Raw genomic sequence first — 25,205 nt, forward strand, 5'->3', positions numbered from 1 at the left:
GAACCAATATGATGAAGAGATGAAGAAAAAAATATCAGGATGTCCTCGATTATCGGGATAAATTAATGGACCAATACAATCTTGTGCAAGCTGAAAATAAAGATGAAGACAGCAAATTTATAAACTTAAACGTGCGGAAGATTAATACAAAACGCTAAAAAAAGACAGATCTTATTACACGGGATCTGTCTTTTCTGTTCACGCTACATCTAACCCAACGTAGAATTTTAAGAGATGTGGGTTAAAGTTTCAAGAAAGCCGCCTCTTTATTCTTAGGGTCACATTTTTTGGGGGAAACAAACATTTTCTTTCATCAAGATCATGATCACATAAAAGAGGTTTACTACACGGATTTGATTCAGAAGGTTAAAAAATAGTATATTACAAATGTTATTAACCAATTTTTGAAGGAGTCAGTAAATTAAGTGGCCTTTGCAAATATTTGACCGTGCTAAGACAAGGTAAAAGAAAATATTGAAGCGATTAACAACATGGGTTCATTTTCCGGCAAAGCCACAAAAGAAGCAAAACGATATTTTGGAGAATTGCATGTAACAATATTGGAATCATTCCGGGGATTGTTTGCTGACCTTGAGGGAAATTTGCGGCAACATATCAAGATATTCGCATCCGACGTGGATTACAGCGATTCTGCCATCATTAAAAGCAACTATTTGCAAGAGGTCAAAGAAGACATTAATGAAGTGTTTGAGGATTTGAAAAAACAGGACGAAATCATCCATGATACAATTCAAGAAGTGTCCGATATTTCTTCCTCCACTCCCCCGTCTTTTTCGGATGTAGATGAGTGGAAGAAAAAGGCGATCAAGAAAATGATAGAGTTGGATGAAGATTTAGCCGCGTTCAACGGTGTAGGTGATGAAACAGATGTGAAAGCGATCATGCACCAAATTGAAACAGTGATGAGCAATGCCAAAACGAGTGAAGGGAAAGCGCGGTTTGCGGATTTTGAAGGTGCTTCTCAAGGTAGTGAGTTAGCGAAGTTACAGGATTATAATGAGGATAAGAAAGCAGAAAGAAATGCAGAAATTGAAAAGGGAAGGAAGACTAAGGATGCAGAATTAAAAAATTTAAATGATGGTGCGGATGATATACTAAATGCGGCATTTAATGATTTTGAAGAGGGTAAGATAGATAAGGAAACGTATTTAAATATTTTGAGTGGACTTAAAAAATTTGACAAAGATGTTAGCGAAGGTAAGGAAGACATCGAAGTTTCACCAGAACTTATTGATTATTTAAATGAAAATGACAATGATAACACGGATGATGTTGTAGATACTTCTGGTAAAATGACAAAACATGGAATAACAGTTGCAACTCTTGCAAAAGCGTATGACTTACACAAAAAAGGATTTGAAATTGAAAAATATAAGACAAAAGGGAAAAAAATGATCCGTTACAGGGTGCATAACCCAGAAGTTGCGGGAATAAATAAATCTAAGAATCGGAACACCAAAATATATGATAAAGAGTATGTGAAACAACAAGTGAACAGAGGAAAGTCTGGCGATAAAATACCTATTGCGGATAAAGTAAATGCTAAGGCAGGGGCTATAAGTGGATTAAAAACAAAGGCTGGTTGGTTGGGTGTTGCAATTGATGTAGGATTGAATGCAAAAGACAATATAGAAGATGGTGAATCTGTCCAGAGAATAGTTGGAGATGCAGGTGTTGATGTCGGCATTGGAGCTGTGTCATTAGCCACAGCCGGAGCTGCTGCAGCATTTGCGGTAGGCACTATGGGCGCACCAGTATTAGCAGGTGCAGCTATAGGAGTTGGGGTGTCTTACGGAATTTCCTTCGTAGCAGGGATCGAAATTGGTGGAAAAAGCGTCACTGATCATGTAAAGGATGGTGTCCAAGGTGTTGCTAATGGTATTAAAAGTGGTGTGAAAACAATTGCAGGTTGGTTTAAATAAGTTTTATATATGAATATGTTATTATAAAGAGAGGTGGAAATATGAAAATAAACCCCAAAATGAGACATCAGGATTTAGCTCAGCATGTTAATGAACAATTAGAATTTATTCCCGTAGAGGACGTTAGATCATCCGTAATAGTAATGATTCTTGTTATATACGATGTGCCTTTACTTATGGGTTTATTAAGTATATTTGAACTTGAATATTTATGGATTGTCTCACCTTTTATTCTTATCCTTCATTTATGGGGGACCAGACTTCTCATAAAAAATCCTTATTCTACACAGTTTGAGATGGTTTTATTTATGGGAATATGGGGTTCATTCGGGGCAATTTCCTTATTTGTTATGGTACAGGGGATGTCGTATTATACGCTTCATATTACCTCTGTGTTTTACTATATCGTTATCAATTTGACGTCCATCCTGTTGACGTATATTTTTGTAAAATACCAAATTGATAAATACTCCGGTGACCCAACGAAGGAAAAGAAACGTGGAAACAAATCAAAATATATGGGGGCATTAGCTATCGCCCCAGCAATAGGGTATATGCTAGGACAAAGTGTGCAAGAAACGATTGTTTTAAAATTTGTTATTGCATTAATCGTTATATACTTTTTCGCCATTTTTCTTGTGTATGCTGCAGCAAAGTTTTTACATCGTTACTTTTTTATGAAAGCGAATATGGACTATGTAAACTATCATCCATATTCCAACAAAAAAAAGGAAAAACTTATTAAACAAGGAGTTGAGATAAAATAATGGAGACACTATTACCGTACGGAACTATAGTCTTGTTAAAAGGCGGAAATAAACGTTTAGTGATTTATGGAAGAAAACAAATAGTTACAGGTGAAGGGGGAGAGGATATTCAGACACAAGAAGAGGAAATAACAGAACAAACGATGTATGACTATATTGGTGTTCCATACCCGGAAGGTTATATTAGTCAAGAGTACACTTATGCATTTAATCATTCTGACATTATCGACATTATATTTCGGGGCTATGAAGATGAAGAAGAAGAGGAGTTCCAAAAAACTTTAAGACAGGTTTAAAGACTTTAGAAAATGAATATGAGTAAAAAGGGGAGGCAAAATCCTCGGAGAATATAAAGGAGTTAAGTGGGCCTATCATGTGTTGGGTGACTTTAACTTCTTTTTTTTATAAGCATCTATTTAAAGGATGTTAAAGAAGACATTAATGAAGTATTTTGGGATTTGGAAAACAGGACAAAATCATCCATGATACAATTGAGGAAGTATCCGATATTTCTTCCGCTACCCCCTCTTTTTCGGATGTAGACAGTGGAAGAAAAGGCGATAAAGAAACTGATAGTGCTGGATGAAGGTTTATCCTCGTTCACCGGTGAGGCGATGAAACAGAAGTGGAAAAGTAATGCATCAAATTGAAGAAGCTAACAGTAAAATATAAACTCATAAGCCGAATTCTGTTTTGTAAAATTACATTATTTGTCGGGGGTTTTCCGTCTTTTTGGGAACTTTTTTAATTCTAAGTTAAAGATAAATTGAAGAAGATTACTGTAAATGAACCGTTCTAACAGGAAGGCAAACTTAACTTCTATTAGACGGAAACATATATAGGTTGGGTTTGACGTGTATGAAAGGTGGGTTTTATATGAAGGGAAAGGTGCCGTTATATGGTACGATAGCAGGTTTAATTTGTATTTGCTACGATAGGAATATATGGAGGAATTAAAACGCTCTTATATTCTAGTACCTGCTATCTTTATTCTTATAGCCTATTTCTTATTTAAGCTTTTACCTCAGTTATGGGCTTCTATCATAGTGGTGGCAAGCTTGGCTGTGTTTGGTGTGTATTTTCTTTTCGGATTATGGAGTCTTACTATTATTGTGTTATGTTACTTATCCTTTTTAATTTTTGTGAACTATGTAGTCAAAAACGATAAATGGTCATCGGTGGCGATGAATATTGCATCAATCGTATTTATGCTAATTTTATTTTTCCTTGTAGTAAAGAAAAATATATTATAAGTATGGAAGGTTTCGGAAAGGTGGATTAAACTGAAAAGATGGTTATTGGCGCTATTAGCTAGTTTCACTGTAGTCGTACTTGCTGCATGTAATGATGTAGCCGGGTCAACAGGTGGTTCAAACAAAGAAGATAGTGATATGACAGCGGAGGAAGTCTATTCACTAAAGCTTTAGATGCTTCAGAGATTTCCGGGGTTGAAGACAAAGGAATCGTACAGTAGCTGCGTTTGGAGACTAGTTAATGTTCCCTATCAATCTTTGCTATGGGACACTTTACTACGAACACGTCAGGAGAGGAACTATTATGGAAAAGAAATTGATTCCCTTCTATAGGGAAGCCTATCGTAACAGAATGGGGTGTACGTTATTTATTGACATGAACACAATGGGGATATATCGGGTATATGATGATAATTATCGTTTTTTCCAGAGCTCGCAGTACTGGTTCTATTTTTTAGGGGGTTATTGGATTCTAAAAGGGATAGGTGACTTTAACATACATATGAACTTTCTCCCAAGTGTCCTTATCTTACTTGTTATTGGCGGGGGATTCTTCTGGTATGGATATCACCATTTGTATAAAAAAGCGATGGAAAATATGAATTTAAAAAATGCCTATTTGACAAAGGATGAATTTATAGGTTACGCCAAAGCAGGCCGCCAAAATGCACGTTTGCTCATAATCGTATTGATGGTTATTATCATTATCTACCTTTTTCTCCTGAAGTTTTACCTTGCTGTGCCTGCAATTGACTTATTAATTATTATAAGCTTACTTTCGTTTGTTATAGGCGGGATAATTCGGTCGCTCCCTATCCAGCGACTTCGCCTAAACTATCAAAACAGTTTTTTGGATAAAGTAGCAACCGAAGTACATAATAAAATGGCACAGTAAAGCCGCTTTCATTAAAAAATGAAAGACATTAACTAGCCAGGAGCTTGGGTAGGTAAGCAAGTAGATAGAGAATAGAATAGTTTCAAAGATACGGCAGGTGATATTGCAAATAAGCTACAATAAATAAGGAAGTAGCAAAAATTTCTGGTTATGCGTTTGACCAATTAGAGTGTTGATGCGTATACGTCGGGCTAAGGGGTGAAATGTTTGAGCCTAAAGAAATACATAATCATAGCAATCTTGTCCACAGTTATCAATTTTTCAAGTGTTTTCAACGTTGCTTATGGAGTTTGGTCAATTGTATTACTTATATTCTCGATTTTTGCTGTTAATAATCGGGATTCGGAAAAAATTGAAAAGGATAAAAGATTGCTTGGGTTTATTCATACGTTTATGTTATGTGTGATAATTTTTATCAGTACAAGTATGGGCAGTATTTGGATTTTAAGTATGAGATATGTAGTTTATACTTATTTAAGTGACTTTCGTGTTCTATTTATAGTACTCTCTATTTTGGGGCTAATTGTTTATTATTATTTAATCATTCGGTTACTATTGGAAGCAATTGCTATTCTAAGGCAGAAAGGAGGAAAAAAGTGAGAGTAAGATATATTTTCCTGATTTGCTTTTTCAGTCTATTGATTAACATTGCCAGTATGTACAATATATTTTTTGGGATTTGCTCATTGTTTTTAATATTGCTCGTTGTAATTCCTCAGTTGATTGTTAAAACAGTAAATAGAGCTAAAAGGAAGGACAGTGAAAGATCCTTTGCTGTTAGAAATTTAGCGGAATATGGTTCACAGAAAATAACACGATCTATGAATAAATTTTCCATTTTATTTAGCTTAGCCGTAATTTATTGCGCTGCGGCAGCCTTCATATTTATACAAATAAACCGTAAAGATGCTGTTCGTGCCTTTATGATAAATCATTTTCAGTTTGGTAAAATAACATTGATTGCACAAACGCTAAGTATACTTGGATACATTTTATTTATAGTTTCATTGGCCCTTGTTACGTTGAACTCTATTCGATTGGTTAGAAACGAAGAAATATTTGCTGGTAAATAACATACGTTTCATTTCATGTATTAAATAACGGGCCGGGGGATTGAATAAATGAGTAAAACAATTATCTGTGCTCTGGTATTATTAGAGATAGGGACGATTTGGTAGACTATAAATTTCAATAAGGGGAGATACAAATGGTCGCAAAATACATCGGCTTTGCCGGTACATACACACGCCAAAATAGTAAAGGAATTTACCGTTTTGAGTTGGATACCGAAACGGGGACACTTGATATGTTACAGGTAGCGGATGAGATCGGAAATCCAACCTATCTAACCATCAGCGCAGACAATCACTATCTCTATTCAGTAGTTCAAGATGGGGGTAGAGGTGGTATAAATGCGTATGAGCTAGATCGTATAACAGGTACATTGCAACACATTAATAGCCAACTGACAGAAGGAGCGCCTCCCTGCCATTTGGATATTCGTGGGAACGTACTTGTTACCGGTAATTATCATAAAGGGGAAATTGGGCTTCATCATGTTCAGAAGCAAGGGGCGCTGGAAGCGGGAACATTTTTAAAGCATAAAGGGCACGGTATCCACGAACGCCAGGAAAAGTCACATGTGCACTATACCGGGTTTACTCCAGACGGGAAGCATGTCGTTGCTGTTGACCTTGGTACAGATGAGCTAGTTACGTATAAGGTAAAGGACAATAAACTTACACGTGTCGCTACACTGCAAGTAAAACAAGGTAGTGGCCCTCGACATATTGTATTCCATCCAAATGGAAATACTGCTTATCTTCTTACGGAATTAAGCTCAGAGGTAATTGTTTTAATGTATGATGCGGAAACGGGGACTTTTTCCGAAAAACAATACATAAGAACGGTTCCCGATAATTTTACAGATAAAAATGATGCTAGTGCCATTCGCATTTCTGCTGACGGAAAATTTGTCTATACCGGGAATCGTGGGCACAATAGTATTGCTGTATTCCAAGTTGATGAAGAATCATTCACCCTTTCGATGGTAGAAATTGTCCCGTCAGGTGGGGAGTGGCCACGAGATTTTATTATAGATCCAAGTGAAGCTTACATTATCGTATCCAACCAGCATACCGGAAACCTCGTCCTGTTTACCCGTAATAATGAAACAGGAAAGCTCTCTAGAATGGGTTCTGAAATTAAGGTGCCTGAAGTAGTCTGTGTAACGTTTTTGAGGTAATACAGAAACATTCTTTTCGATAGAGAACGTTGGTGGCGTTACCAATCCTTTTTGTACCTACTAAGCCCGATTGACTAAGAGAAAAACCCTATCGAAGTGAGGAAACTCGATCGAAGGCGGAAAAAACCGATCGGAAGTGGAAAAACCCCGATCGAAGGTGAGAAAAACCCGATCGGAAGTGGAAAAACCCCGATCGACTAGAAGAAAAGCCCGATCGAAGTGAGGAAAGACCAAAACAGCTGCCTTTTTACAGCAAAAGGTTCGACAGTTGGGCTGACAAACTAGACCGAGCAATTTGCCCGGTCTTGTCAATCCTTTCTCTGCAACTGCTCATTCAGGTCATTTTCCATTTTTTTAAAGTATAAGTAGTACCCTGTCCAATATAAACTGTACATGATAATAAACAGTAAAATGCCAAGCAGGATAGACAAGATTTGGAATGGAATCCAGCCAATCGGGATCGCAATAAGAAAAAAAACTATGATGGAAAGGCTAAAATGGATGACCGTCTTTTTTAATGGGCTCCATCTGTCATTTTCATAAATAAATGAGGATAACCCAAAATAAATACCAAGTATAAGGCTTGCAAGCATATGCGTCCATACCTCGGATATGGAAACTTCTATATGATTAAACTTTATAATGGTCAGGGCAACAAATGTATAGATCCCACCGAAGGCAACACCGATCATGCCTCTTTTAAGTATTTCAATCATCATTTGTCACCCCTCCTGTTAACAATTTTTCTTTTACTTTTGCTACATGGTTTCGTGAAATATATTCTTTATTTCCAGATTGGAAGTAGACACAAAGGTTTCCATTAAACGATAGCTCAAATCGCTGGATAAGATGGAGATTGCCGATAACTGATTTGGAAAAACGCATAAAGTGATAAGGAGTCAGTATTTCTTCTACTTCATAAAGCTTCATTTTAATTTCAAATCTTTTATTTTTTACGGCTGCGAATACTTTTCTCTTTTCAGCGTATACGAAATCGATATCATTTGGATCAAGCAGCACGGTTTGATCATCTTCTATGCCAAATAAACGTCTTGATTTTCTTTTTCTGATGAGATTAACGATCTTATCCAGATCTTCAGACCATTGACTGGCTTGAATGGTAATCGATGTTTCCGTGTGTTTTTCATCAATATCTATGTTTACCTTCATCCCCATCCCCCTTATGCCTTAACTAGCCCCGTGCTCGTTTTAAAAAATATGGATAGCGTACGGTTGCAATGATAAAACCAATGCTGCCAAATGCAAATAAAATGAGTAATGTCTGAAAGAGCCCCTTGAACATTAGTGTACCATTCATTGCATCCTGAAATGCTTGGTGCGCCCAATATTGTGGAAGGAAGCGGGCGATGGTTTGCAGGAAATCAGGCATCATATCAATTGGTATCCACAGCCCGCTTAACAAGGCACCACCAAGCCCGATAATCTGGGTGATGGCAAGCCCCATATTGTCTGTCTTTACAAGTAATGCTAATGCTAACCCCAGTCCAGTGGCGGTTAAAGCTAAAATTACTGACAAAACGAGCAGAAATATCGGTTGTGCTAATGGTATCTGATAAACGAGTTTACCAAACAAAAATAAAATAATAATTTGCACCCATACTATAAAGATATATGGTATCCATTTACCAAGCAAATAAAAATAAGGGGAAATCGGTGTACTGGCAATTCTGGCTGTCATTCCTAAGTCTCGGTCTTTAAGAAACGTGGATACCATTGAAATCATAATAAAAAATACAAACATAACCGTATAACCGGGAACAATAGAGGTAATAATTTGCTGTCTGGCCGACCCATCGACTCCTGAGGTGAATACAGCAATAAATAAAACAGTAAAAATGATTGGTAAGATAAGCATCCAAAACAGCAATCCCCGATCTTGCAGATTTTTTTTAATTTCCCACGTAACTATGGCTCCCATAAAACCTCTCCTAATTAAATTATTTCATCCCTCAACTTATTTCCGGTTACCGTAAAAAAGACATCTTCCAAACGCGGCCGGACGAGCTCTAAACGTTCCAATCCATTATCCCGGATTTTATAAAACATCAGTACCTCCTCCATTGCCGATAGCGGAGTTTTTGTCGTTAACAGATAACCGTCTTTATGAGGGGATACTTCTCCAAACCTTTCCATCTCCTTTGGCAATGATATGGTTCCTTTTACAAAAATAGCTGGGATTGCATACTGTTGTAACAAATCGCCGGTCTTACCATAGTGTATGGTTTTTCCGTGATCCATAAATGCCACCTCATCACATAACTGCTCCACTTCTTCCATATAATGGCTGGCACAGATAATAGTACATCCTTTTTGTTGTAATCGCTGGATCATTTCAAAAATATAGCGCCGTGATTGTGGATCAATGCCGACAGTAGGTTCATCCATAATAATCAGCTTCGGCTGATGCATTAACGCACAGCCAATGTTTAAACGACGCTTCATTCCTCCTGAGAAATGGAGTACCTTGTCTTTTACCCGATCGGCTAATCCGATCTGATGCAAAACCTCTGTTGCTCTATGCTGGAGTGTTTTTCCTTTTAAACCGTATAACTTTCCAAAAAAGCAGAGGTTGCTGTACGCAGATAAGGTTTGTTCTAAACATATTTCTTGTGGTACGTAACCAATCTCTTCTTTTCTATTGCGGCCGTTGGTCACCTGTATATTTCCGTGGTAATCCTGGATGATGGAGGCAATAATTTTTAATAATGTCGATTTACCTGCCCCATTCGGTCCTACTAAGCCAAAACAGCTGCCTTCAGAAATGGATAGAGAAATTTGTTTTAAAGCCTCCTTTTTTCCGTAGAATTTCGTAACATTTGTAATGGTTATCAATGGTCCCACCTTCCTTTATCACATTATCGCAAATGTTTTTCGTTTATTTCTCGAAAGCAGGGATAACTTGCATTATTCGATGTATGAAGTAACAGATTTATGGTACGAGTGCGGGTACAAACGTAAGCCTGGTTTAAAAAGCAAATAATATCCATTTAAAATGGGTAAAATACCTTCAAGGTAATGTTGTAAGTTTCCACAAGAAAAAATCCATCGTTGTCGGAGCTCTTGTTAACGTAAAGGTACTATTGATAGTGTAGTTTCGAGTACGAGAAACGCTTTCCAAATTTTCCTTGAGCATTTGTATCTCTTTTTCCTGTAAGAAAGCTTACGAAGGATGAGTTGGTTTTCAATAGTAATTTAGAAAATAGGTGCTGTGGGGATGTAATGAATAACTTTTAAAGGGGAGGGTTACAAAATGGTAAACAAACTTTTCATCATCCTCGTCATAATCGGATTGCCACTATCAATAATTGGCTCCCTATTTCACTGGTCCGAGGTTATCATGTTTGTTGTGTACTGTTTGACAATTGTTGCCCTGGCTGGGTTTATCGGACGGGCGACGGATAGTTTATCGATTGTGATGGGGCCGAGAATTGGCGGGTTAATGAATGCTACGTTTGGGAATGCGGTTGAACTGATTATTTCTATTTTTTCCCTTAAGGCTGGACTTATCGGGATTGTTTTGGCATCGCTCACCGGCTCTGTCCTGGGGAACTTGCTCTTTGTGGCAGGGCTTTCCTTTTTTATCGGCGGTTTGAAATATAAGCGCCAGTCGTTTGATATTTATAATGCAAGACATAATGCTGGACTGCTCATTTTTGCTGTATTGGTTGCTTTTGTTATCCCCGAAGTATTTTCCCATACGATGAATGATCGGGACACAATGACACTCAGTATCGGGGTATCGATTATTTTAATTATTTTGTATGCGGCCGCACTCGTATTTAAGCTGGTAACCCATCGCGGTGTATATCCAAATAATGGAGAAACGGAGCAAACGGATCAGGAAGAGGAAACACCGGAGTGGGGGAAAGGAAAAGCTGTTATCATCCTGGCTGCGGCAACAATTGCAGTTGCCTATGTTTCGGAAAACTTGGTTCATACATTTCATACAGTTGGCGATACATTTGGCTGGTCAGAGTTATTTATTGGGGTAATTATTGTGGCGATCGTCGGGAATGCTGCAGAACATGCATCCGCGGTAATAATGGCTTATAAAAACAAAATGGAGGTAGCCGTAGAAATTGCCGTCGGTTCAACGCTGCAAATAGCGATGTTTGTGGCACCGGTTCTCGTTTTACTATCACTCTTTTTCACAACTTCCATGCCGCTTGTTTTTACCTGGGCAGAATTAATCAGCATGGTAATGGCAATTTTGCTAATGATTATGATTTCCGTCGATGGGGATTCCAACTGGTTTGATGGCCTTGTTTTGCTCGCCGCGTATTTCATTATGGGGATTGGTTTTTATTTGCTGTAGTTTTGGAAGTAGATGTTGACGTCGTAGTTTCGAGCTGCGGAGAAAGAAGTAATCCTTACACAATTCGCCGCTAATCATTTGAGGTTTTTTGAGAAACCTCAATATAATAAATAAAATCCTCATCCCGATGGGGAAATCGGGGTGAGGATTTTTGTACGGTTTTGTATCGGTTAATTGCCTGGCGGGCGGTTGCGTTTATATTTATTTTGGTTCTTCATATCGTTCAGTTCTTCCTTGCTCTTGTTTTTCGTCTTTGTTTTATCCTTTGCCATTAAAATAGCCTCCTTTTCGTTTAGTTTGGCTAAATATTATTAAAAAGATGCAGGGAAGCTTTTATTCAAACAGCTTTGCAAAAGCTTCCTTCTTGATTTTGTAATCGCTTGTTGTCCGTTCTTGTTTTAATTCGTTGATTTCCTGTTTTAGATCGTTTATTTTCTCCGTTTGTTTTTCGATCATTTTGATTCGCTTCTTTTGCTTGTCCTGTTGTTCTTTTACAGCCGTTATCGATTTTTCCTGGCTGGCGACATTGGCTACGGTTTTTCCAATTGTCTGCATCACCGTTAAGATGTTATCCTTGTAATTCCCCTGATCCAACGCGGACTGGACATCTTCTATTGAACTCTTCTTTGTAACCATAAAACTTCTGTCACCTAGCATTTTCTTAATGGATGCTTTTTTATAATTTTGGTTTTTACATTGTTTAATAAATTTCAAAACGTCGATTGCCTCAGGATGGTAGTATATTACATCCTGCTTTTCTGCTTTTGGGATATACACGTTAAATTCCTCGATCCAATTTTCTGCAGTACTTTGTGGAACGTCAACGATATGGCACAGACCATGTAAATTTAACAATTCCAAAGCTTTCACCGTCTTTCTCATCGTAATTTTTCATGTGACCATATTCAATTGTATTTTTTAATGGTAGTATAATATTGTGGAAAAAATATGTAAGACATACGGAAAAAACGAATAATCTTTTCATGATGAAACGCACAGACTTGATACCATATTTTTAAAAAAGTGAATAAAGTGAAACCTTTTATTTCGTTGTCCGTATACATATTTGTAGAATTATTTTGGAAAGGTGGATACAATTTGAAAAAATGGATGTTATTAATCGTGGCCGGGGTATTGGCACTTGTACTTGCTGCATGTAATAAGACTGCCGAACCAACAGAAGGCACGAGCAAGGAAAAAGAGAGTGACTTAACAGCGGAGGAAGTATATACGAAGGCATTGGAAACCTCTGAGAAAATGGAAAGTGCCGAAGTATCAATGAACTTGAAACAGCGAATGGAGTCTGAGGCAGATTCGGTTGCAATGGATACGGAAAGTAAATTTGATACAAAAATGACGATGGATCCAATGGCAGTTTATCTGAAAGGAACTACAAAAATGACGATGGACGGTTCCGAAGAGAAAATGCCAGAAATGGATATGGAAATGTATATGGTTGATGATGGAATGTATATGTTTAGTGATCAGCTTGGCGGCGGCAACTGGTTGAAAATGGAAGGTGCTTCAATGGACGCTATCCAAGAAATGGCTGGTCAGCAGCCAAATCCATCTGATCAGTTGAAAATGCTGAAAGATTACGCAAAAGATCTTTCATTTGAACAGTCAGATAATGAATTTATCTTAAAGCTGTCTGCTGACGGGGAAAAATTCAATGATTTGATGCAACAAACGATAAAGGACTCCTTGCCGCCAGAATTGATGCAGCAAATGGGTGAGGAAGGAAAGCAGGCTCTTGAGAATACAAAGATTAACAGCATGAACTATGAAATTACGATCGATAAAGAAACATTTGAAATGAAAACATTCAATATGGACATGGATATGGCCATGGAACAGAATGGTTCTGCCTTAAATATTGTGCAGAATATGGAATCCGAGTACTCGAACATTAATAAAGTCGACGCAATCGAAGTGCCGGCAGATGTGAAGGAAAATGCAATAGATGCAGCAAATCAGCAACAATAGAGATTAATAGTTTTTTGTTTGGAAAAATGCGCCGTTTATTAGGCGCATTTTTTATTTGGTGACGGATAGCCATAAATCCGTGCTATTGATAAAAAATGACATTGAAAAATAGAAAGTAGTGACGGTTTACGCTTTAAAACAGATTTTTAGGAGATTTTATTTATCTTAACCATTTTTGTAGTATGATAGGATATAGACTACAAGAAAGGATATGGTTGAATGATTATCCCCCTTGATGAATCGGATTATATCCCCCAATTAAAAGCCTTGGATCAAAGGATCGCACTACAACATCCCGAAAAGCAGCTTATACAAGGTCATCTAAAAAAAGAAATGGCCGGTGCCAAGGGCCAGTCCGCATTAACCTTCCATTTGAAATTATTGCGTGATGAAGATTATTACATTTTACGCAACCCGCGGATTGATGATGGAAATAAGCACTTCGAAATTGATAACCTTATTTTATCCAACAAATACTTTCTCCTGGTAGAGGTAAAAAACTGGTATGGCACATTATTTTTTGATGGTGAAAAACAAGTTATTCGTGTTGGTGATGATGGTAAGGAAGAAGGGCTCCCCAATCCGATTCCACAGGTAAAACTGCAACGGCATCGGTTGCAAAAATGGTTGCGCCAATTAGATATCCCGCAAATTCCCCTGCTCCATTTCGTTGTAATCAGCTTTCCTAGCACGATTATTAAACCCATGTATACAGACCAACCAGTTCCAGATGAAATATTCCACAGTAATTTACTCCCATTAAAAATAGAAGAACTAAATCAGCAATACAGTAAAAACATCTTGCCCGAGAATACGCTCAAATCAGTGGCCGCACACGTTCGTAATGCACATCGAATAAAGAAAGTAAAGGTATTGGAAAAGTTTCATATTCCTAAAAACGAACTTATCAACGGGGTGTTTTGTCAAAAGTGTTCCGCAAACCCCATGGATTGGCTAAATGGTGCATGGTATTGTCCGGTTTGCATGCATATATCAAAAAACGCACACATACCGGCGCTTAATGATTATAGTCTACTAATTAATAAGGAAATTACTAATCGCGAGGCCAGAGCATTTTTACGGATTGATTCACCGCATGCTGCCAAAAGGATTTTATCAAGTAACTACCTGCCAATTGGAAAAAACGGTTGGCGACGTTATAAATTAAGATGAGAAATAAATTCAAAAAAGAAAAGCCGCCGATCGAAGTCGAAAAGCCGCCGATCGAAAGTGGGAATCCGCTGATCGAAAACGAAAAGCCGCTGATCGAAAGTGGGAAGTCCGCCGATCGAAAAGGAGAATTCGCTGATCGAAAGTGGGAAGCCGCTGATCGAAAAGGGGAATCCGCTGATCGAAAGTGGGAATCCGCTGATCGAAAAGGGGAATCCGCTGATCGAAAGTGGGAATTCGCTGATCGAAAAGGAGAATCCGCTGGTCGAAAGTGGGAAGTCCGCCGATCGAAAAGGGGAATCCGCTGATCGAAAGCGGAAGTCCGCCGATCGAAAAGGGGAATCCGCTGATCGAAAGTGGGAATTCGCTGATCGAAAGTGGGAATTCGCTGATCGAAAGTGGGAGTCCGCCGATCGAAAGCGGAAGTCCGCCGATCGAAAAGGAGAAGTCGCTGATCGAAAGTGGGAATCCGCTGATCGAAAGTGGGAATCCGCCGATCGAAAGTGGGAATTCGCCGATCGAAAGTGGGAAGTCGCTGATCGAAAAGGAGAATCCGCCGATCGAAAAGGGGAATCCGCTGATCGAAAGTGGGAATTCGCTGATCGAAAGTGGGAATCCGCTAATCGAAAACGAAAAGCCGCTGATCGAAAGTGGGAAGTCCGCCGATCGAAAAGGAGAACCCGTTGATCGAAGGTGAAAAGCCGCCGATCTCGAACGGAGCAACCCGATTAGCATCGCCCACTCGATAGCACCACCAACCATACACCCACCCAAAAGAATTTTGACCTCCACCAGCGAGTATACTATAATTAGACTGTTAATCAGAAAGAGGTGGACGTGGTGTTAGACCGTTTACAATCATTGGAAGATCGCTATGATAAATTAAATGAACTGCTAAGTGACCCGGATGTTATTAGTGATACGAAAAAGTTGCGGGAATACTCAAAGGAACAATCGGATTTGGAAGAAGTAGTGCAGGCCTATCGCGAATATAAAGATGTGACTACCCAGCTAAAAGATGCCAAAGAAATGCTTGAAGATGAGCTGGATGATGACATGATTGAGATGGTTAAGGCAGAAATTGCTGAACTTGCTGAATCCAAGGTTGAGCTTGAGGAAAAAATGAAGGTGCTGCTATTGCCGAAAGATCCGAACGATGACAAGAACGTGATTATGGAAATTCGTGGGGCTGCTGGTGGTGATGAGGCTGCATTGTTTGCGGGGGATTTGTACCGGATGTATTCTCGCTATGCGGAATCACAGGGCTGGAAAACGGACGTATTGGAAGCACACACGACCGGAGTCGGCGGATACAAGGAAATCATTTTTATGATTAATGGTACTGGTGCATACTCCAAGCTGAAGTTTGAAAATGGTGCCCATCGGGTTCAGCGTGTTCCCGAAACAGAATCTGGTGGCAGAATCCATACATCGACTGCTACCGTCGCGGTGTTACCGGAGACAGAGGAGGTCGAGGTTGAAGTTCATGAAAAGGATATCCGTGTTGACACATACGCATCAAGTGGTCCTGGTGGGCAAAGTGTCAATACAACAATGTCGGCTGTCCGTTTGACGCATGAACCGACTGGGATTGTCGTTTCCATTCAGGATGAAAAATCACAAATCAAAAACAAGGAAAAAGCGATGAAGGTGTTGCGTGCGCGGATTTATGATAAATACCAGCAGGAAGCACAGGCGGAATATGATGAATCGCGAAAATCAGCAGTAGGTACCGGTGACCGGTCTGAGCGGATTCGCACGTATAATTTTCCGCAAAACCGTGTAACCGATCATCGGATCAATTTAACGATTCAAAAATTGGATCAGATTTTAACTGGTAAATTAGATGAGTTTATCGATGCATTGCTTATTGAAGAACAAACGAAAAAATTGGAACAGATTGGTGAATAAAATGGAAAAGCCAATGAAACAATATGAAGTCCTCAGGCGGGCTTCTCTTTTTTTAGCAGAACATAACCGGGAAGAAAACGTTGCCTCAATTTTGCTGCAGCATTACTTGGGTATGTCAAGGGCGGCGTTTTTTGCCGGAATGCGGGATCCGGTTCCGGAAACCATTGCCCAGCAATTTGCAACAGCCATCAAAGCGCATGCGGAAACAGGGATTCCGGTTCAGCATTTGACGGGCTATGAGATATTTTACGGCCGCAGGTTTCATGTTAATGAACATGTACTGATCCCAAGGCCGGAAACAGAGGAGCTTGTCCAGCATGTCATTCAGTTCGTACAGCAATGTAATACGGATAAGTCCTTGACGATTGCCGATATTGGAACAGGAAGCGGGATTATTGCCTGTACACTCGCGCTTGAATTGGAAAATACTACCATTTATGCAACGGATATTTCGGAGGATGCTTTAACGGTTGCCGAAAAAAATGCTAACGAACTTCAAGCAAACGTCACCTTTTTACAAGGGGATTTTTTACAGCCGCTTCTTCAGCAAAACATAAAAGCAGATATCATCGTGTCTAATCCACCGTATATTGCCAGGTCAGAAACAAGCATGATGTCTGATACAGTTATCCAGTTTGATCCGGAGCTGGCGCTTTTTGCCGAGGAAAATGGGTTAGCCGCCTACCGAAAAATAATTGGGATGCTTCCGAAAGTTATTAAGCGAAATGCAATGGTGGCCTTTGAGATCGGCTATCAGCAAGGAGAAGTGGTTAAACGTCTATTAAAAGCACAGTTACCGCAAAGCACCGTGCAAGTTCATCAGGATATTAATCAAAAGGATCGCATTGTTTTGGCAAAAATCACCAAGTAACCTTAGCCGACTAGACCACTTTAGCACACATTAGCGGGCTGTAATATACCCCTGTAAACATGAGTACACCAAAAAGGGGATAAACACAGCCCGTAAATACCTGATTCGTTCGGGCCTACACGATGCAGGTCACAAAGGCGTTTTAACAGGACGTTGCGACCTTTAGCCTTTGTTCCTTTCGTTCAGTGGGCGAGGGAAACCTCCACTGGATGAAGTTTCACTTTATAAAAATATAAATTTTACTAGAATACTAGTTTAAAAACATGATTTCCCGCCCATACTGTTTATAAATTAAACAAGAGAGGGTTCGAAATGATGAAGAAACTAGTATTTTTTGCTTTTATAGTTATACTTATTTTTATCATGCTGCCGACCAAAGGCATTTTTCAACAAGCTAGTTCAGATCAGGGTTATCAAGTGATCCCGGACGAGGCCATTCGACTGCGGATTTTGGCTAATAGTGATGGGGATGAAGATCAGCGGATTAAACGAGCAGTCCGTGATGAGGTAAATAAATCGATTGCTGGATGGGTGGAAGATATTGCCGATATTAATAAAGCTCGGGAAGTAATTCAAGGAAAGCTGCCAGCGATTGAAAAAATAGTCGGTAAAGTCCTGGAAAAAGAAGGCGTATCACAAGCTTATCAGGTAGAGTACGGTGAAAATGTTACATTTCCAACTAAATTGTACGGTACTTATTTATATCCAGCGGGTGAATATGAAGCAGTGCTGATCACGCTTGGCGAAGGAGAAGGGGCAAACTGGTGGTGTGTATTGTTCCCGCCGTTATGTTTTTTAGACTTTTCCAACGGGGCCACTGTTGCAGAGGCTGCCAGTGTTGAGGAAGAAGTAAAGGAAAAAGAGGAAGAGGAAAAGGAAGAAGAAGTTGAAGTAAAGTTTTTCTTGTTTGAATGGTTAGGTTTGTCATAGATTCCATTACCACCGCATAGAATCATAGAAAAGGAAAATCCAAATCTACTAAATTTAGCTGAGGTGATGAAGATGAATCTAGTCGCGATCAAGCATGCATCGAAAGAAAAGGTAGAACAATTTTTGGATCATAATCAAGACGTTGTCCGCGATTCACTTTTTAAGAATGGTTATGTAATAGAAATGGATCAGCAAATTGAAGGGTGCTTTATTTTGGAACAGGTTGATATTGGTGTTTACTGGTTAAAGCAGCTTCATGTAACGAAGAAAGCAGCACCATCGCTTCCCGTCTTGCTGGAATCCGTTTTGGCTCTGGCAAAAGAACGAAATGCGAGAAGTGTTTATGTGCATAGTCATCAGCCAATGGTAGATGTCTTGCTTGAGGCACTGCAATTCCATCCACAAAAAGAAAATGTATTTGTGGATAATTATTCGGCAGACAAAGGGAATTGGTGGTCATATAACGTGTCTTAAATGAGTTATCCACACATTTCCGTGGATAATCATCCTAAAAGCTGTTGATAATGTGTACAGTATTAATTTTACTAATAAAATATGTGGATTATGTGTATAACAATAAAATACCTTCTTAAAGTCTGTGGATAATTTCCATGGACTTTTTTTGTGAAAACAGGAAATCCAGCATCGCGCCGTACAAGTAAAAAATGATATGCTAAGGGAACAATAGCCACAAACAACGGAGGAGATATTTTGAAACAAATCAAAACACTGACAGAGGCTGATTATGATGCTGTCTTTTCCCTGTCACAGTTTGCTTTTCAGTATGAATTATCAAAAGAAGGGTTGTTGAAAAAACAGGAGGAAGTAAAGCGCCATATGATTTGGGGCTGGATGGAGGACGATCGGCTGGCAGCGAAACTTCATCTTATTCCATTATCCTGTTACATAAATGGCAACGCTTTTTCGATGGGAGGAATTAGTGCTGTTGCGACATGGCCTGAATACCGCAGACAAGGGATGGTGAAGCACCTGCTTTATCATGCTTTAACATATATGAGGGAAAATGGACAAAGCCTGTCATTCCTTCATCCTTTTTCGTTTGCCTTTTACCGGAAATATGGATGGGAGTATGCTTTTACGGAGCAGCATTACGCCATTCCGCTAGAAAAGTTGAAAAAGAAATGGAGTCCTATTGAAGGATATGTACGGCGAATACAGCCGGATATACCATTATTGCATCGTATTTACACAGAATATGCGAAAGTCTATAATGGCATGCTCGTACGGGATGAGAAATGGTGGAAGCAGCGTGTACTAAAGGATAAGCAACAAATTGCGGTAGCCTATAATGGGGAGGGACATCCAGAAGGGTACCTCATTTATAATGTGAAGGAGCATGTATTTGACGTGACGGAAATGGTTTATAGCAACCTGAATGGATGGAAGCAATTGCTTCATTTTATTGCCAATCATGATTCCATGGCCGATAAGGTGAAGCTTACCGTTCCGGAAAATGATAAACTCCCGCTGTTACTTGATGAACCAAGATTTGAGCAGAAACTGGATCCCTACTTTATGGCACGGATTGTTGATGTTCAGCGATTTTTACAAGCGTACCCTTTCCAACAAGATGGAAAGCTCACTTTCGTTATCAAAGATGAATTTTTCCCGGAAAATAGTGGGACGTATCAATGGCAAAAAACGGCGGAGGAAACAAATGTGACAATTTCAAGATCCAGTAATACAGTAGATGCCGTTCATTGTACGATCCAGGTTCTGACAGGTATGTTACTGAATTTTAAACGCCCAAAAGAATATTATCACGTTGGTCTTCTTAGTGGTGAGGAAAAAACGATTGATCGGCTTGAGCAGCTGATTCCTAACCGGCAAACATTTCTAACCGATTTCTTTTAGGTTTGCGCCCTAATTGTGAATAATGTGGATAATTTTTGTAGCCTGTGGATAAAACCAGAGCAGGCTTTTATATTTTATACATTTTCTATTATCGGCTAGAATAAGTGGTAGAAAAGAGGTCAACGAAGATGCAAACAAAACTTTGGAAAGTGATAGAGCAACAAGGGATACAGGAGGCCGCAGCACTGTTGAAAAACGGTGAGGCGGTTGCGTTTCCAACCGAAACGGTATATGGCTTAGGAGCTGATGCGACAAGCGAAACGGCAGTGGCGAAAATTTTTCAGGCAAAAGGACGTCCGGCAGATAACCCGTTGATTGCCCATGTTGCAACAAAGGAACAACTAGAAAAATTGGTATCGGCAATCCCGCCGTTTGTGGATAAGTTGATTAACGCTTTTTCACCTGGACCATTAACCTATGTTTTGCCAAGTAATGGCCGGTGTGCGGAAAATGTGACGGCGGGGTTATCCACAATTGGGGTTCGTATGCCCAGCCATCCAGTTTCACAAATGCTCCTGCGGGAATGTGATATTCCGATCGCAGCACCAAGCGCGAATATTTCCGGCAAACCGAGTCCGACCACAGCCGAACATGTATGGCAAGATTTAAACGGTAAAATTGCTGGTGTATTGGATGGTGGACCAACCGGTGTCGGGCTTGAATCAACTGTCATTGATTGTACAGGAGAAATCCCCATTGTCTTGCGCCCGGGCGGAATTACCAGTGAACAGCTGGAACAGGTAATTGGGCGTATTATGGTGGATCCGGCGCTTGCCAATACAGATAGGAGACCAAAAGCGCCAGGGATGAAATATCGGCATTACGCCCCTGAAGTTCCTATGTGGCTCGTCGAAGGATCGGCGAAAGAATTGCAGACGGTGATCACAAGGGAGCAGAAAAACTATGACCGGATTGGTGTGATGGCGAGTAATGAAACAGCTTCACTAGTAACGGCTGATCAGATGATTGCACTTGGGGCTAAAGAATCCTTAGCGGAAATTGCCGCAAACCTGTATGATGCATTACGAACCTTTAAAGAAGGTGACATTGATCTTATTTTATGTGAAACATTTCCGGAAGCGGGTATCGGACGAGCAATTATGAACCGGCTGAAAAAAGCTGCGAGTGTTTATGTACAGGAATAGTTTACTAGGCACTTAACGATATGTTGAGATTCGGTGGGTGATGCCATGCTCGATTTAGGGCGGAGAAATCAGCGCCCCATATAGCCTTCATTCATAATCCAACTTGGACATGCATAGGATCTAATAGCATGTCCGGGGAGGTTTGTGGATGTCGGCACATCAGTTGGGCGAAATTGTTTCGTTAGTATTTATGGCTTTTGCCCTGGGAATGGACGCTTTTTCCGTCAGTCTCGGGATGGGGATGCAAAGCTTGCGTCTCAAACGAATAGCATTTATCGGAATGGTGATCGGCTTATTCCATATTATCATGCCGTTTATGGGAATTATGGTAGGAAAAGCGATATCTGTAAAAATTGGTGAGTTAACAACACTGGTAGCCGGCACGCTATTATTTGCGATTGGAGCACAGATGCTTTTCTCCGCGTTTAACCATGAAATAAAAAAAGTTGTGAAGCCTGCTGGAATTGGGCTGTTATTTTTTGCCATAAGTGTCAGCGTGGATAGCTTTTCAGTTGGCTTAAGTCTTGGAATGTCGGGTGTGAAAATAGCAATAGCACTTCTTTTGTTCGGTGCGGTGAGTACTGTTTTAACCTGGATCGGCATGCTTCTGGGAAAAAAAGTTCATGGCCTCCTGGGGGTTTACAGTGAAATATTAGGCGGCAGCATATTATGCGGGTTCGGATTATATATGTTATTCGGGTAAAATAACGGGTGCCAGATGTTGTACGACATCCGTTTTTAATTGGAGCCATTAAGCATTTTCGATCGAGTCCGGTGTGAAAACGCTCGAGAAGTACTTGAAATCGCTCAAGTCTGCCGCGAACCCGCTCGAGAAGCAGCTGAACCCGCTCAAGTCTGCCGCGGAATCGCTCGAGAAGCAGTTGAACCCGCTCAATTCTGATGTGAAACCGCTCGAGAAACACCTGAAACGCCCCCACGCTAATAAAGATCATATATTTTCAATCGGCAATACTGCAATCTCGATCGACAGCCCCTGCTTTTTTAACTATTCTTCTAGAGGATGTTCAAAAAGTCCGGTAAAAATGACACTTCGGGATAGGGGATCTTCGACTAAGTGCCGACACGTCCTGTGTCGAACGTCGAAGTCACCACATCCTGTGGAAGCTCGTTGGCTTGCTTCTCCGCTCCTCATGTACCTGGGATAAGGATCTTCTGCTAAAACCGCCCACGACAATCGCCAACAGCAGAAGTCAGTACCTCCTGTACAAGCCCGGTGCCGGGAGCTACGCCGCCTCGAACTTCTCGGTCCTTTTTATCCTCCTTTTTGAACACGCTCTTCTAAACAGACGTTTAATACTGCTCATTTCTCATCTTAACTGTTTTTTCTGACATTCCTTGTCTTTCTATGGTATAGTTTGAGTAGAAGTTTTTTCCCACCTCAATCGGCAGTAAAACCCTACTTCAAGGCTTCAGAGAAAACAGTATGTGGGGATTAGCTGGCCGTCAAAATCCGATTCGATCGGGCCTGCACGACCCAGTCACAAAGGCGTTGCAATAGGACGTTGCAGCTTTAGCCTTTGTTCTCGTCTAGGAAATTATAAAATTTTGCGGCTGTGGATAACTTAATAACCGGATAAGCCACGTCCGGCTCCAGCGCCCAGCGGCTAGTGTGCAACACCCGCCTCCGTACGATAAGTCAACATCGGTTCGGATAAGGAGGAAGGCCGACTAAGTACGGGCTTTGCGCCCAACGTCGGCATACCCCTTTTGCAGGGGCATGTTTCCTTTATCTCCTACGGTAGGAATGTTCGGTTAAAACCGCTGCTTTGCGGAGCAACACCGAACCACCCTGCTTGGCAGGGCGCAGCACATACGCCGCTAAACGGGCGCTTGCGCCTTTGTTCCTTAAGTTCAGTGAGGGTTAAAAAGAATCCCCTGCTGAATGAAGTTTTCACTTTATAATGGGGGTTCCTTTATGAAAATCTTGTTTATTTGTACCGGAAATACATGTCGAAGTCCGATGGCTGAGGCGTTAATGAAGCATAAATATCCTCAGGCGGAAGTGCAGTCAGCGGGGATTTTTGCTGGGAAAAACCAGCGGGCAAACCAAACTGCGATAGAAGCGCTCAAGCGTTTGGGGATTCCGATTGATCACCGTTCCCAGCCAGTTACCGCTAAATTGCTCAATTGGGCGGATCTCGTACTGACAATGACAACACAGCATAAACAATCACTGATTTTGCAATATCCAAAATTCCAGGACAACTATTTTACATTGAAGGAATATGTTTCAGAAGCGGATAAAAGAGTGTGGCAGGAAATTAAGCGGGCTTATGCTGACTATGAAGAAAAGCGCTCTATTTATATCCAGGAGTATCAGCACAAACTGGATAACGCTAAACTTGAGGCAAAATTGGCTGAACTGTTGCATGATGATGTGCAGCGAATTCAACAAATGGAAGCCAGTTTAATCAATTACGATATATCGGATCCATTTGGCGGAGATTTGGCCATTTATCAAAATACATTAAAAGAATTAGATGAAAATGTCGATTTATTAATCAGGAAGATAAAAAACAACTGAATAAGGTGCAGGGGGAAAAAGGGATGAAGAAAAAGTACCGGTTTAGCTTACGACTTAAATTTGTGCTGTTAACAACAATTCTAGCTATTATTACGTATTCATTTACAGCGTTATTTATTTACATTGTCTATGATGCTGTTCACCAGTTTTGGGCAATTTCACAGCAGGGCTTCATCATCATGACGTTACTAATGGGGATTTTTTGGTCCGGTATATTAGCCTATTTTGCTGCAAGGTTTGTGACAAGACCACTGGAGAAACTGGAGGGTGCCGCCTCTCGTGCTGCAGATGGTGATCTGAATCAGTCTATTGACGTTTCCAGATCTGACGACGAAATTCGCGGGCTTACCATTTCCTTTAATACAATGCTTAAAAATTTAACCAATATGGTGCATAATATAGAGAAGCACTTTGAAAATACGAATCAATCGGTTCGTCAGTTGAAGGATGCCTCGAATGAAGCTGCCCAGCATTCACAACTAATTGGGGCCTCCATTGATGAAATTTCCAAAGGCGCGGAAAGCTCATCAGATGCCATTCAGCAAACGGTGCTATCAGTTGAAGTGGCAACGGAACTGGCGGAGGAAGTACAAAGCAAAGCTAGCCGGTCAAAGGATAAATCCAATACAATGCTGGGAACGTTAAACAAGAGCAAACTGGTGGTAAATCAATTAGTGACGGGTATTCAGGAGGTGGCCGGCAGCCAGGAAAAATCCTTGCAAGATGTCGAGCATTTAAAGGAAAATGCGCTGCAGGTGGAAACCATTATTTCCATGGTTGGGGAAATTTCCGAGCAAACGAATCTTCTGGCATTAAATGCATCCATTGAAGCTGCTCATGCCGGCGAACATGGCAAGGGGTTTGCAGTGGTAGCTGAAGAAATACGTAAATTGGCTGATCAAAGTGCAAATGCCGTTAAACGTATTTCTGATTTAATTACCGCCATCCAGGATGATGTTGCGATAGTCGCTAAGAAAATTAATGACAATGTCGTATATGTAAAAGAGGAAACAAAAAAAGGGGTAGAGACAAATCAGGCCATTGAACAAATGGCCAGCTCTGTTAATGATGTAGCTTCGGAAATTGCTGCGATTGCAACAGTTGTCAACAAGCAGTTGGAATCGATTCAAGCTACTAGTGTACAATCACAGGAGGTCGCGGCAATCGCCCAGGAAACATCGGCAGGAACGGAGGAAGTGAATGCGTCGATTCAGGAACAGGCAAGTATTATTGAGGACGTTGATAATATGGCATCTTCATTAGAAAAACAGGCTCAAACCTTAAATGAGCAAATCCGGCAGTTTAAGGTTTCGTAAAACTATACAACAAAGAC

26 protein-coding genes and 1 pseudogene are annotated in these 25,205 nt (G+C 40.3%); 22 read left to right on the forward strand and 5 right to left on the reverse strand.

Features of this window, described 5'->3' with window-relative positions:
• Positions 1-470 precede the first annotated feature (470 nt).
• The 8 genes and pseudogenes from CZ382_RS15735 to CZ382_RS15770 form a co-directional block, all read left to right on the forward strand.
• Positions 471-1,943: pseudogene (locus tag CZ382_RS15735) on the forward strand (T7SS effector LXG polymorphic toxin); the annotation flags it as partial.
• Positions 1,944-1,984: 41 nt separating this feature from the next.
• Positions 1,985-2,710: a hypothetical protein gene (locus CZ382_RS15740; RefSeq protein ID WP_088052176.1), complete on the forward strand. Its 726-nt coding sequence runs from the start codon at positions 1,985-1,987 to the stop codon at positions 2,708-2,710.
• Entirely contained in the window at positions 2,710-3,006 is a 297-nt protein-coding gene (locus CZ382_RS15745) for a DUF4176 domain-containing protein (RefSeq protein ID WP_088052177.1), read from the forward strand. Before CZ382_RS15740 ends, CZ382_RS15745 begins: the two co-directional genes overlap by 1 nt.
• A 1,002-nt stretch (positions 3,007-4,008) precedes the next feature.
• Complete coding sequence (locus CZ382_RS24545) at positions 4,009-4,137, forward strand: hypothetical protein (RefSeq protein WP_268811326.1); 129 nt, start codon at positions 4,009-4,011, stop codon at positions 4,135-4,137.
• A gap of 130 nt (positions 4,138-4,267) precedes the next feature.
• Complete coding sequence (locus CZ382_RS15755; protein ID WP_088052179.1) at positions 4,268-4,858, forward strand: hypothetical protein; 591 nt, start codon at positions 4,268-4,270, stop codon at positions 4,856-4,858.
• A gap of 207 nt (positions 4,859-5,065) precedes the next feature.
• On the forward strand, positions 5,066-5,458 hold the full coding sequence (locus CZ382_RS15760) for a hypothetical protein (RefSeq protein WP_088052180.1): 393 nt from the start codon (positions 5,066-5,068) through the stop codon (positions 5,456-5,458).
• The gene (locus CZ382_RS15765) at positions 5,455-5,931 is read left to right on the forward strand and encodes a hypothetical protein (protein WP_088052181.1); all 477 of its coding nucleotides are present in this window, start codon (positions 5,455-5,457) and stop codon (positions 5,929-5,931) included. The genes CZ382_RS15760 and CZ382_RS15765 overlap by 4 nt, the downstream gene beginning before the upstream one ends.
• A 134-nt stretch (positions 5,932-6,065) precedes the next feature.
• Positions 6,066-7,103, forward strand: a complete 1,038-nt coding sequence (locus CZ382_RS15770) for a lactonase family protein (RefSeq protein WP_088052182.1) — start codon at positions 6,066-6,068, stop codon at positions 7,101-7,103.
• A gap of 308 nt (positions 7,104-7,411) precedes the next feature.
• On the opposite strand, the gene CZ382_RS15775 is transcribed toward CZ382_RS15770, so the two are convergent.
• The 4 genes from CZ382_RS15775 to CZ382_RS15790 are packed head-to-tail and all read right to left on the reverse strand — an operon-like array spanning position 7,412 to position 9,956.
• Positions 7,412-7,822: a DUF3021 domain-containing protein gene (locus CZ382_RS15775; RefSeq protein WP_088052183.1), complete on the reverse strand. Its 411-nt coding sequence runs from the start codon at positions 7,820-7,822 to the stop codon at positions 7,412-7,414.
• Positions 7,812-8,273 (reverse strand): LytTR family DNA-binding domain-containing protein, encoded by a 462-nt coding sequence (locus CZ382_RS15780; protein WP_088052184.1) that lies wholly within the window; start codon positions 8,271-8,273, stop codon positions 7,812-7,814. The genes CZ382_RS15775 and CZ382_RS15780 overlap by 11 nt, the downstream gene beginning before the upstream one ends.
• A gap of 22 nt (positions 8,274-8,295) precedes the next feature.
• Complete coding sequence (locus tag CZ382_RS15785) at positions 8,296-9,042, reverse strand: ABC transporter permease (RefSeq protein ID WP_088052185.1); 747 nt, start codon at positions 9,040-9,042, stop codon at positions 8,296-8,298.
• A gap of 14 nt (positions 9,043-9,056) precedes the next feature.
• Complete coding sequence (locus CZ382_RS15790) at positions 9,057-9,956, reverse strand: ABC transporter ATP-binding protein (RefSeq protein ID WP_088052186.1); 900 nt, start codon at positions 9,954-9,956, stop codon at positions 9,057-9,059.
• A gap of 418 nt (positions 9,957-10,374) precedes the next feature.
• Between CZ382_RS15790 and cax the strand changes: the two genes are divergently transcribed.
• Positions 10,375-11,439 (forward strand): calcium/proton exchanger, encoded by a 1,065-nt coding sequence (gene cax, locus CZ382_RS15795; RefSeq protein ID WP_088052187.1) that lies wholly within the window; start codon positions 10,375-10,377, stop codon positions 11,437-11,439.
• A 333-nt stretch (positions 11,440-11,772) separates the two neighbouring features.
• Here cax and CZ382_RS15800 read toward each other — a convergent pair whose 3' ends face one another.
• On the reverse strand, positions 11,773-12,321 hold the full coding sequence (locus CZ382_RS15800; RefSeq protein ID WP_088052188.1) for a MerR family transcriptional regulator: 549 nt from the start codon (positions 12,319-12,321) through the stop codon (positions 11,773-11,775).
• 216 nt (positions 12,322-12,537) lie between these two features.
• Between CZ382_RS15800 and CZ382_RS15805 the strand changes: the two genes are divergently transcribed.
• The 13 genes from CZ382_RS15805 (at position 12,538) to CZ382_RS15865 (ending at position 25,188) form a co-directional block, all read left to right on the forward strand.
• Entirely contained in the window at positions 12,538-13,425 is an 888-nt protein-coding gene (locus CZ382_RS15805; RefSeq protein WP_088052189.1) for a DUF6612 family protein, read from the forward strand.
• Positions 13,426-13,644: 219 nt separating this feature from the next.
• The gene (locus CZ382_RS15810; RefSeq protein WP_088052190.1) at positions 13,645-14,598 is read left to right on the forward strand and encodes a nuclease-related domain-containing protein; all 954 of its coding nucleotides are present in this window, start codon (positions 13,645-13,647) and stop codon (positions 14,596-14,598) included.
• Positions 14,595-14,903 carry a hypothetical protein gene (locus tag CZ382_RS15815; protein ID WP_088052191.1) on the forward strand — a complete coding sequence of 103 codons (309 nt, stop codon included), beginning with the start codon at positions 14,595-14,597 and terminating at the stop codon, positions 14,901-14,903. Before CZ382_RS15810 ends, CZ382_RS15815 begins: the two co-directional genes overlap by 4 nt.
• Positions 14,867-15,292, forward strand: a complete 426-nt coding sequence (locus CZ382_RS15820) for a hypothetical protein (protein ID WP_088052192.1) — start codon at positions 14,867-14,869, stop codon at positions 15,290-15,292. Before CZ382_RS15815 ends, CZ382_RS15820 begins: the two co-directional genes overlap by 37 nt.
• Before the next feature lie 143 nt (positions 15,293-15,435).
• Positions 15,436-16,506: a peptide chain release factor 1 gene (gene prfA / locus CZ382_RS15825; protein WP_088052193.1), complete on the forward strand. Its 1,071-nt coding sequence runs from the start codon at positions 15,436-15,438 to the stop codon at positions 16,504-16,506.
• Between the two features lies 1 nt (position 16,507).
• Positions 16,508-17,377: a peptide chain release factor N(5)-glutamine methyltransferase gene (gene prmC, locus CZ382_RS15830; RefSeq protein WP_088052194.1), complete on the forward strand. Its 870-nt coding sequence runs from the start codon at positions 16,508-16,510 to the stop codon at positions 17,375-17,377.
• A 315-nt stretch (positions 17,378-17,692) separates the two neighbouring features.
• Complete coding sequence (spoIIR, locus tag CZ382_RS15835; RefSeq protein ID WP_088053497.1) at positions 17,693-18,307, forward strand: stage II sporulation protein R; 615 nt, start codon at positions 17,693-17,695, stop codon at positions 18,305-18,307.
• 72 nt (positions 18,308-18,379) lie between these two features.
• On the forward strand, positions 18,380-18,781 hold the full coding sequence (locus CZ382_RS15840) for a GNAT family N-acetyltransferase (protein ID WP_088052195.1): 402 nt from the start codon (positions 18,380-18,382) through the stop codon (positions 18,779-18,781).
• 237 nt (positions 18,782-19,018) lie between these two features.
• Positions 19,019-20,182, forward strand: a complete 1,164-nt coding sequence (locus tag CZ382_RS15845) for a GNAT family N-acetyltransferase (RefSeq protein ID WP_230856173.1) — start codon at positions 19,019-19,021, stop codon at positions 20,180-20,182.
• Positions 20,183-20,310: 128 nt separating this feature from the next.
• Entirely contained in the window at positions 20,311-21,327 is a 1,017-nt protein-coding gene (locus tag CZ382_RS15850) for an L-threonylcarbamoyladenylate synthase (RefSeq protein ID WP_088052197.1), read from the forward strand.
• Between the two features lie 148 nt (positions 21,328-21,475).
• The gene (locus CZ382_RS15855) at positions 21,476-22,030 is read left to right on the forward strand and encodes a manganese efflux pump MntP (RefSeq protein ID WP_088052198.1); all 555 of its coding nucleotides are present in this window, start codon (positions 21,476-21,478) and stop codon (positions 22,028-22,030) included.
• Between the two features lie 1,233 nt (positions 22,031-23,263).
• Positions 23,264-23,872: a low molecular weight protein arginine phosphatase gene (locus tag CZ382_RS15860; RefSeq protein WP_088052199.1), complete on the forward strand. Its 609-nt coding sequence runs from the start codon at positions 23,264-23,266 to the stop codon at positions 23,870-23,872.
• 23 nt (positions 23,873-23,895) lie between these two features.
• On the forward strand, positions 23,896-25,188 hold the full coding sequence (locus CZ382_RS15865; RefSeq protein ID WP_088052200.1) for a methyl-accepting chemotaxis protein: 1,293 nt from the start codon (positions 23,896-23,898) through the stop codon (positions 25,186-25,188).
• The last annotated feature ends 17 nt before the right edge of the window (positions 25,189-25,205 follow it).

The organism is Virgibacillus dakarensis (assembly GCF_900155625.1).
Lineage (GTDB): Bacteria > Bacillota > Bacilli > Bacillales > Amphibacillaceae > Lentibacillus_C > Lentibacillus_C populi.

Bases quoted from the DNA above. Each gene is read 5' to 3' on its own strand.
- CZ382_RS15740 (WP_088052176.1), top strand. From the start codon at position 1,985: ATGAAAATAAACCCCAAAATGAGACATCAGGATTTAGCTCAGCATGTT.
- CZ382_RS15745 (WP_088052177.1), top strand. From the start codon at position 2,710: ATGGAGACACTATTACCGTACGGAACTATAGTCTTGTTAAAAGGCGGA.
- CZ382_RS15755 (WP_088052179.1), top strand. From the start codon at position 4,268: ATGGAAAAGAAATTGATTCCCTTCTATAGGGAAGCCTATCGTAACAGA.
- CZ382_RS15770 (WP_088052182.1), top strand. From the start codon at position 6,066: ATGGTCGCAAAATACATCGGCTTTGCCGGTACATACACACGCCAAAAT.
- CZ382_RS15775 (WP_088052183.1), bottom strand. From the start codon at position 7,822: ATGATGATTGAAATACTTAAAAGAGGCATGATCGGTGTTGCCTTCGGT.
- CZ382_RS15780 (WP_088052184.1), bottom strand. From the start codon at position 8,273: ATGAAGGTAAACATAGATATTGATGAAAAACACACGGAAACATCGATT.
- CZ382_RS15785 (WP_088052185.1), bottom strand. From the start codon at position 9,042: ATGGGAGCCATAGTTACGTGGGAAATTAAAAAAAATCTGCAAGATCGG.
- cax (WP_088052187.1), top strand. From the start codon at position 10,375: ATGGTAAACAAACTTTTCATCATCCTCGTCATAATCGGATTGCCACTA.
- CZ382_RS15800 (WP_088052188.1), bottom strand. From the start codon at position 12,321: ATGAGAAAGACGGTGAAAGCTTTGGAATTGTTAAATTTACATGGTCTG.
- CZ382_RS15810 (WP_088052190.1), top strand. From the start codon at position 13,645: ATGATTATCCCCCTTGATGAATCGGATTATATCCCCCAATTAAAAGCC.
- CZ382_RS15815 (WP_088052191.1), top strand. From the start codon at position 14,595: ATGAGAAATAAATTCAAAAAAGAAAAGCCGCCGATCGAAGTCGAAAAG.
- prmC (WP_088052194.1), top strand. From the start codon at position 16,508: ATGGAAAAGCCAATGAAACAATATGAAGTCCTCAGGCGGGCTTCTCTT.
- spoIIR (WP_088053497.1), top strand. From the start codon at position 17,693: ATGAAGAAACTAGTATTTTTTGCTTTTATAGTTATACTTATTTTTATC.
- CZ382_RS15840 (WP_088052195.1), top strand. From the start codon at position 18,380: ATGAATCTAGTCGCGATCAAGCATGCATCGAAAGAAAAGGTAGAACAA.
- CZ382_RS15850 (WP_088052197.1), top strand. From the start codon at position 20,311: ATGCAAACAAAACTTTGGAAAGTGATAGAGCAACAAGGGATACAGGAG.
- CZ382_RS15855 (WP_088052198.1), top strand. From the start codon at position 21,476: ATGTCGGCACATCAGTTGGGCGAAATTGTTTCGTTAGTATTTATGGCT.
- CZ382_RS15860 (WP_088052199.1), top strand. From the start codon at position 23,264: ATGAAAATCTTGTTTATTTGTACCGGAAATACATGTCGAAGTCCGATG.
- CZ382_RS15865 (WP_088052200.1), top strand. From the start codon at position 23,896: ATGAAGAAAAAGTACCGGTTTAGCTTACGACTTAAATTTGTGCTGTTA.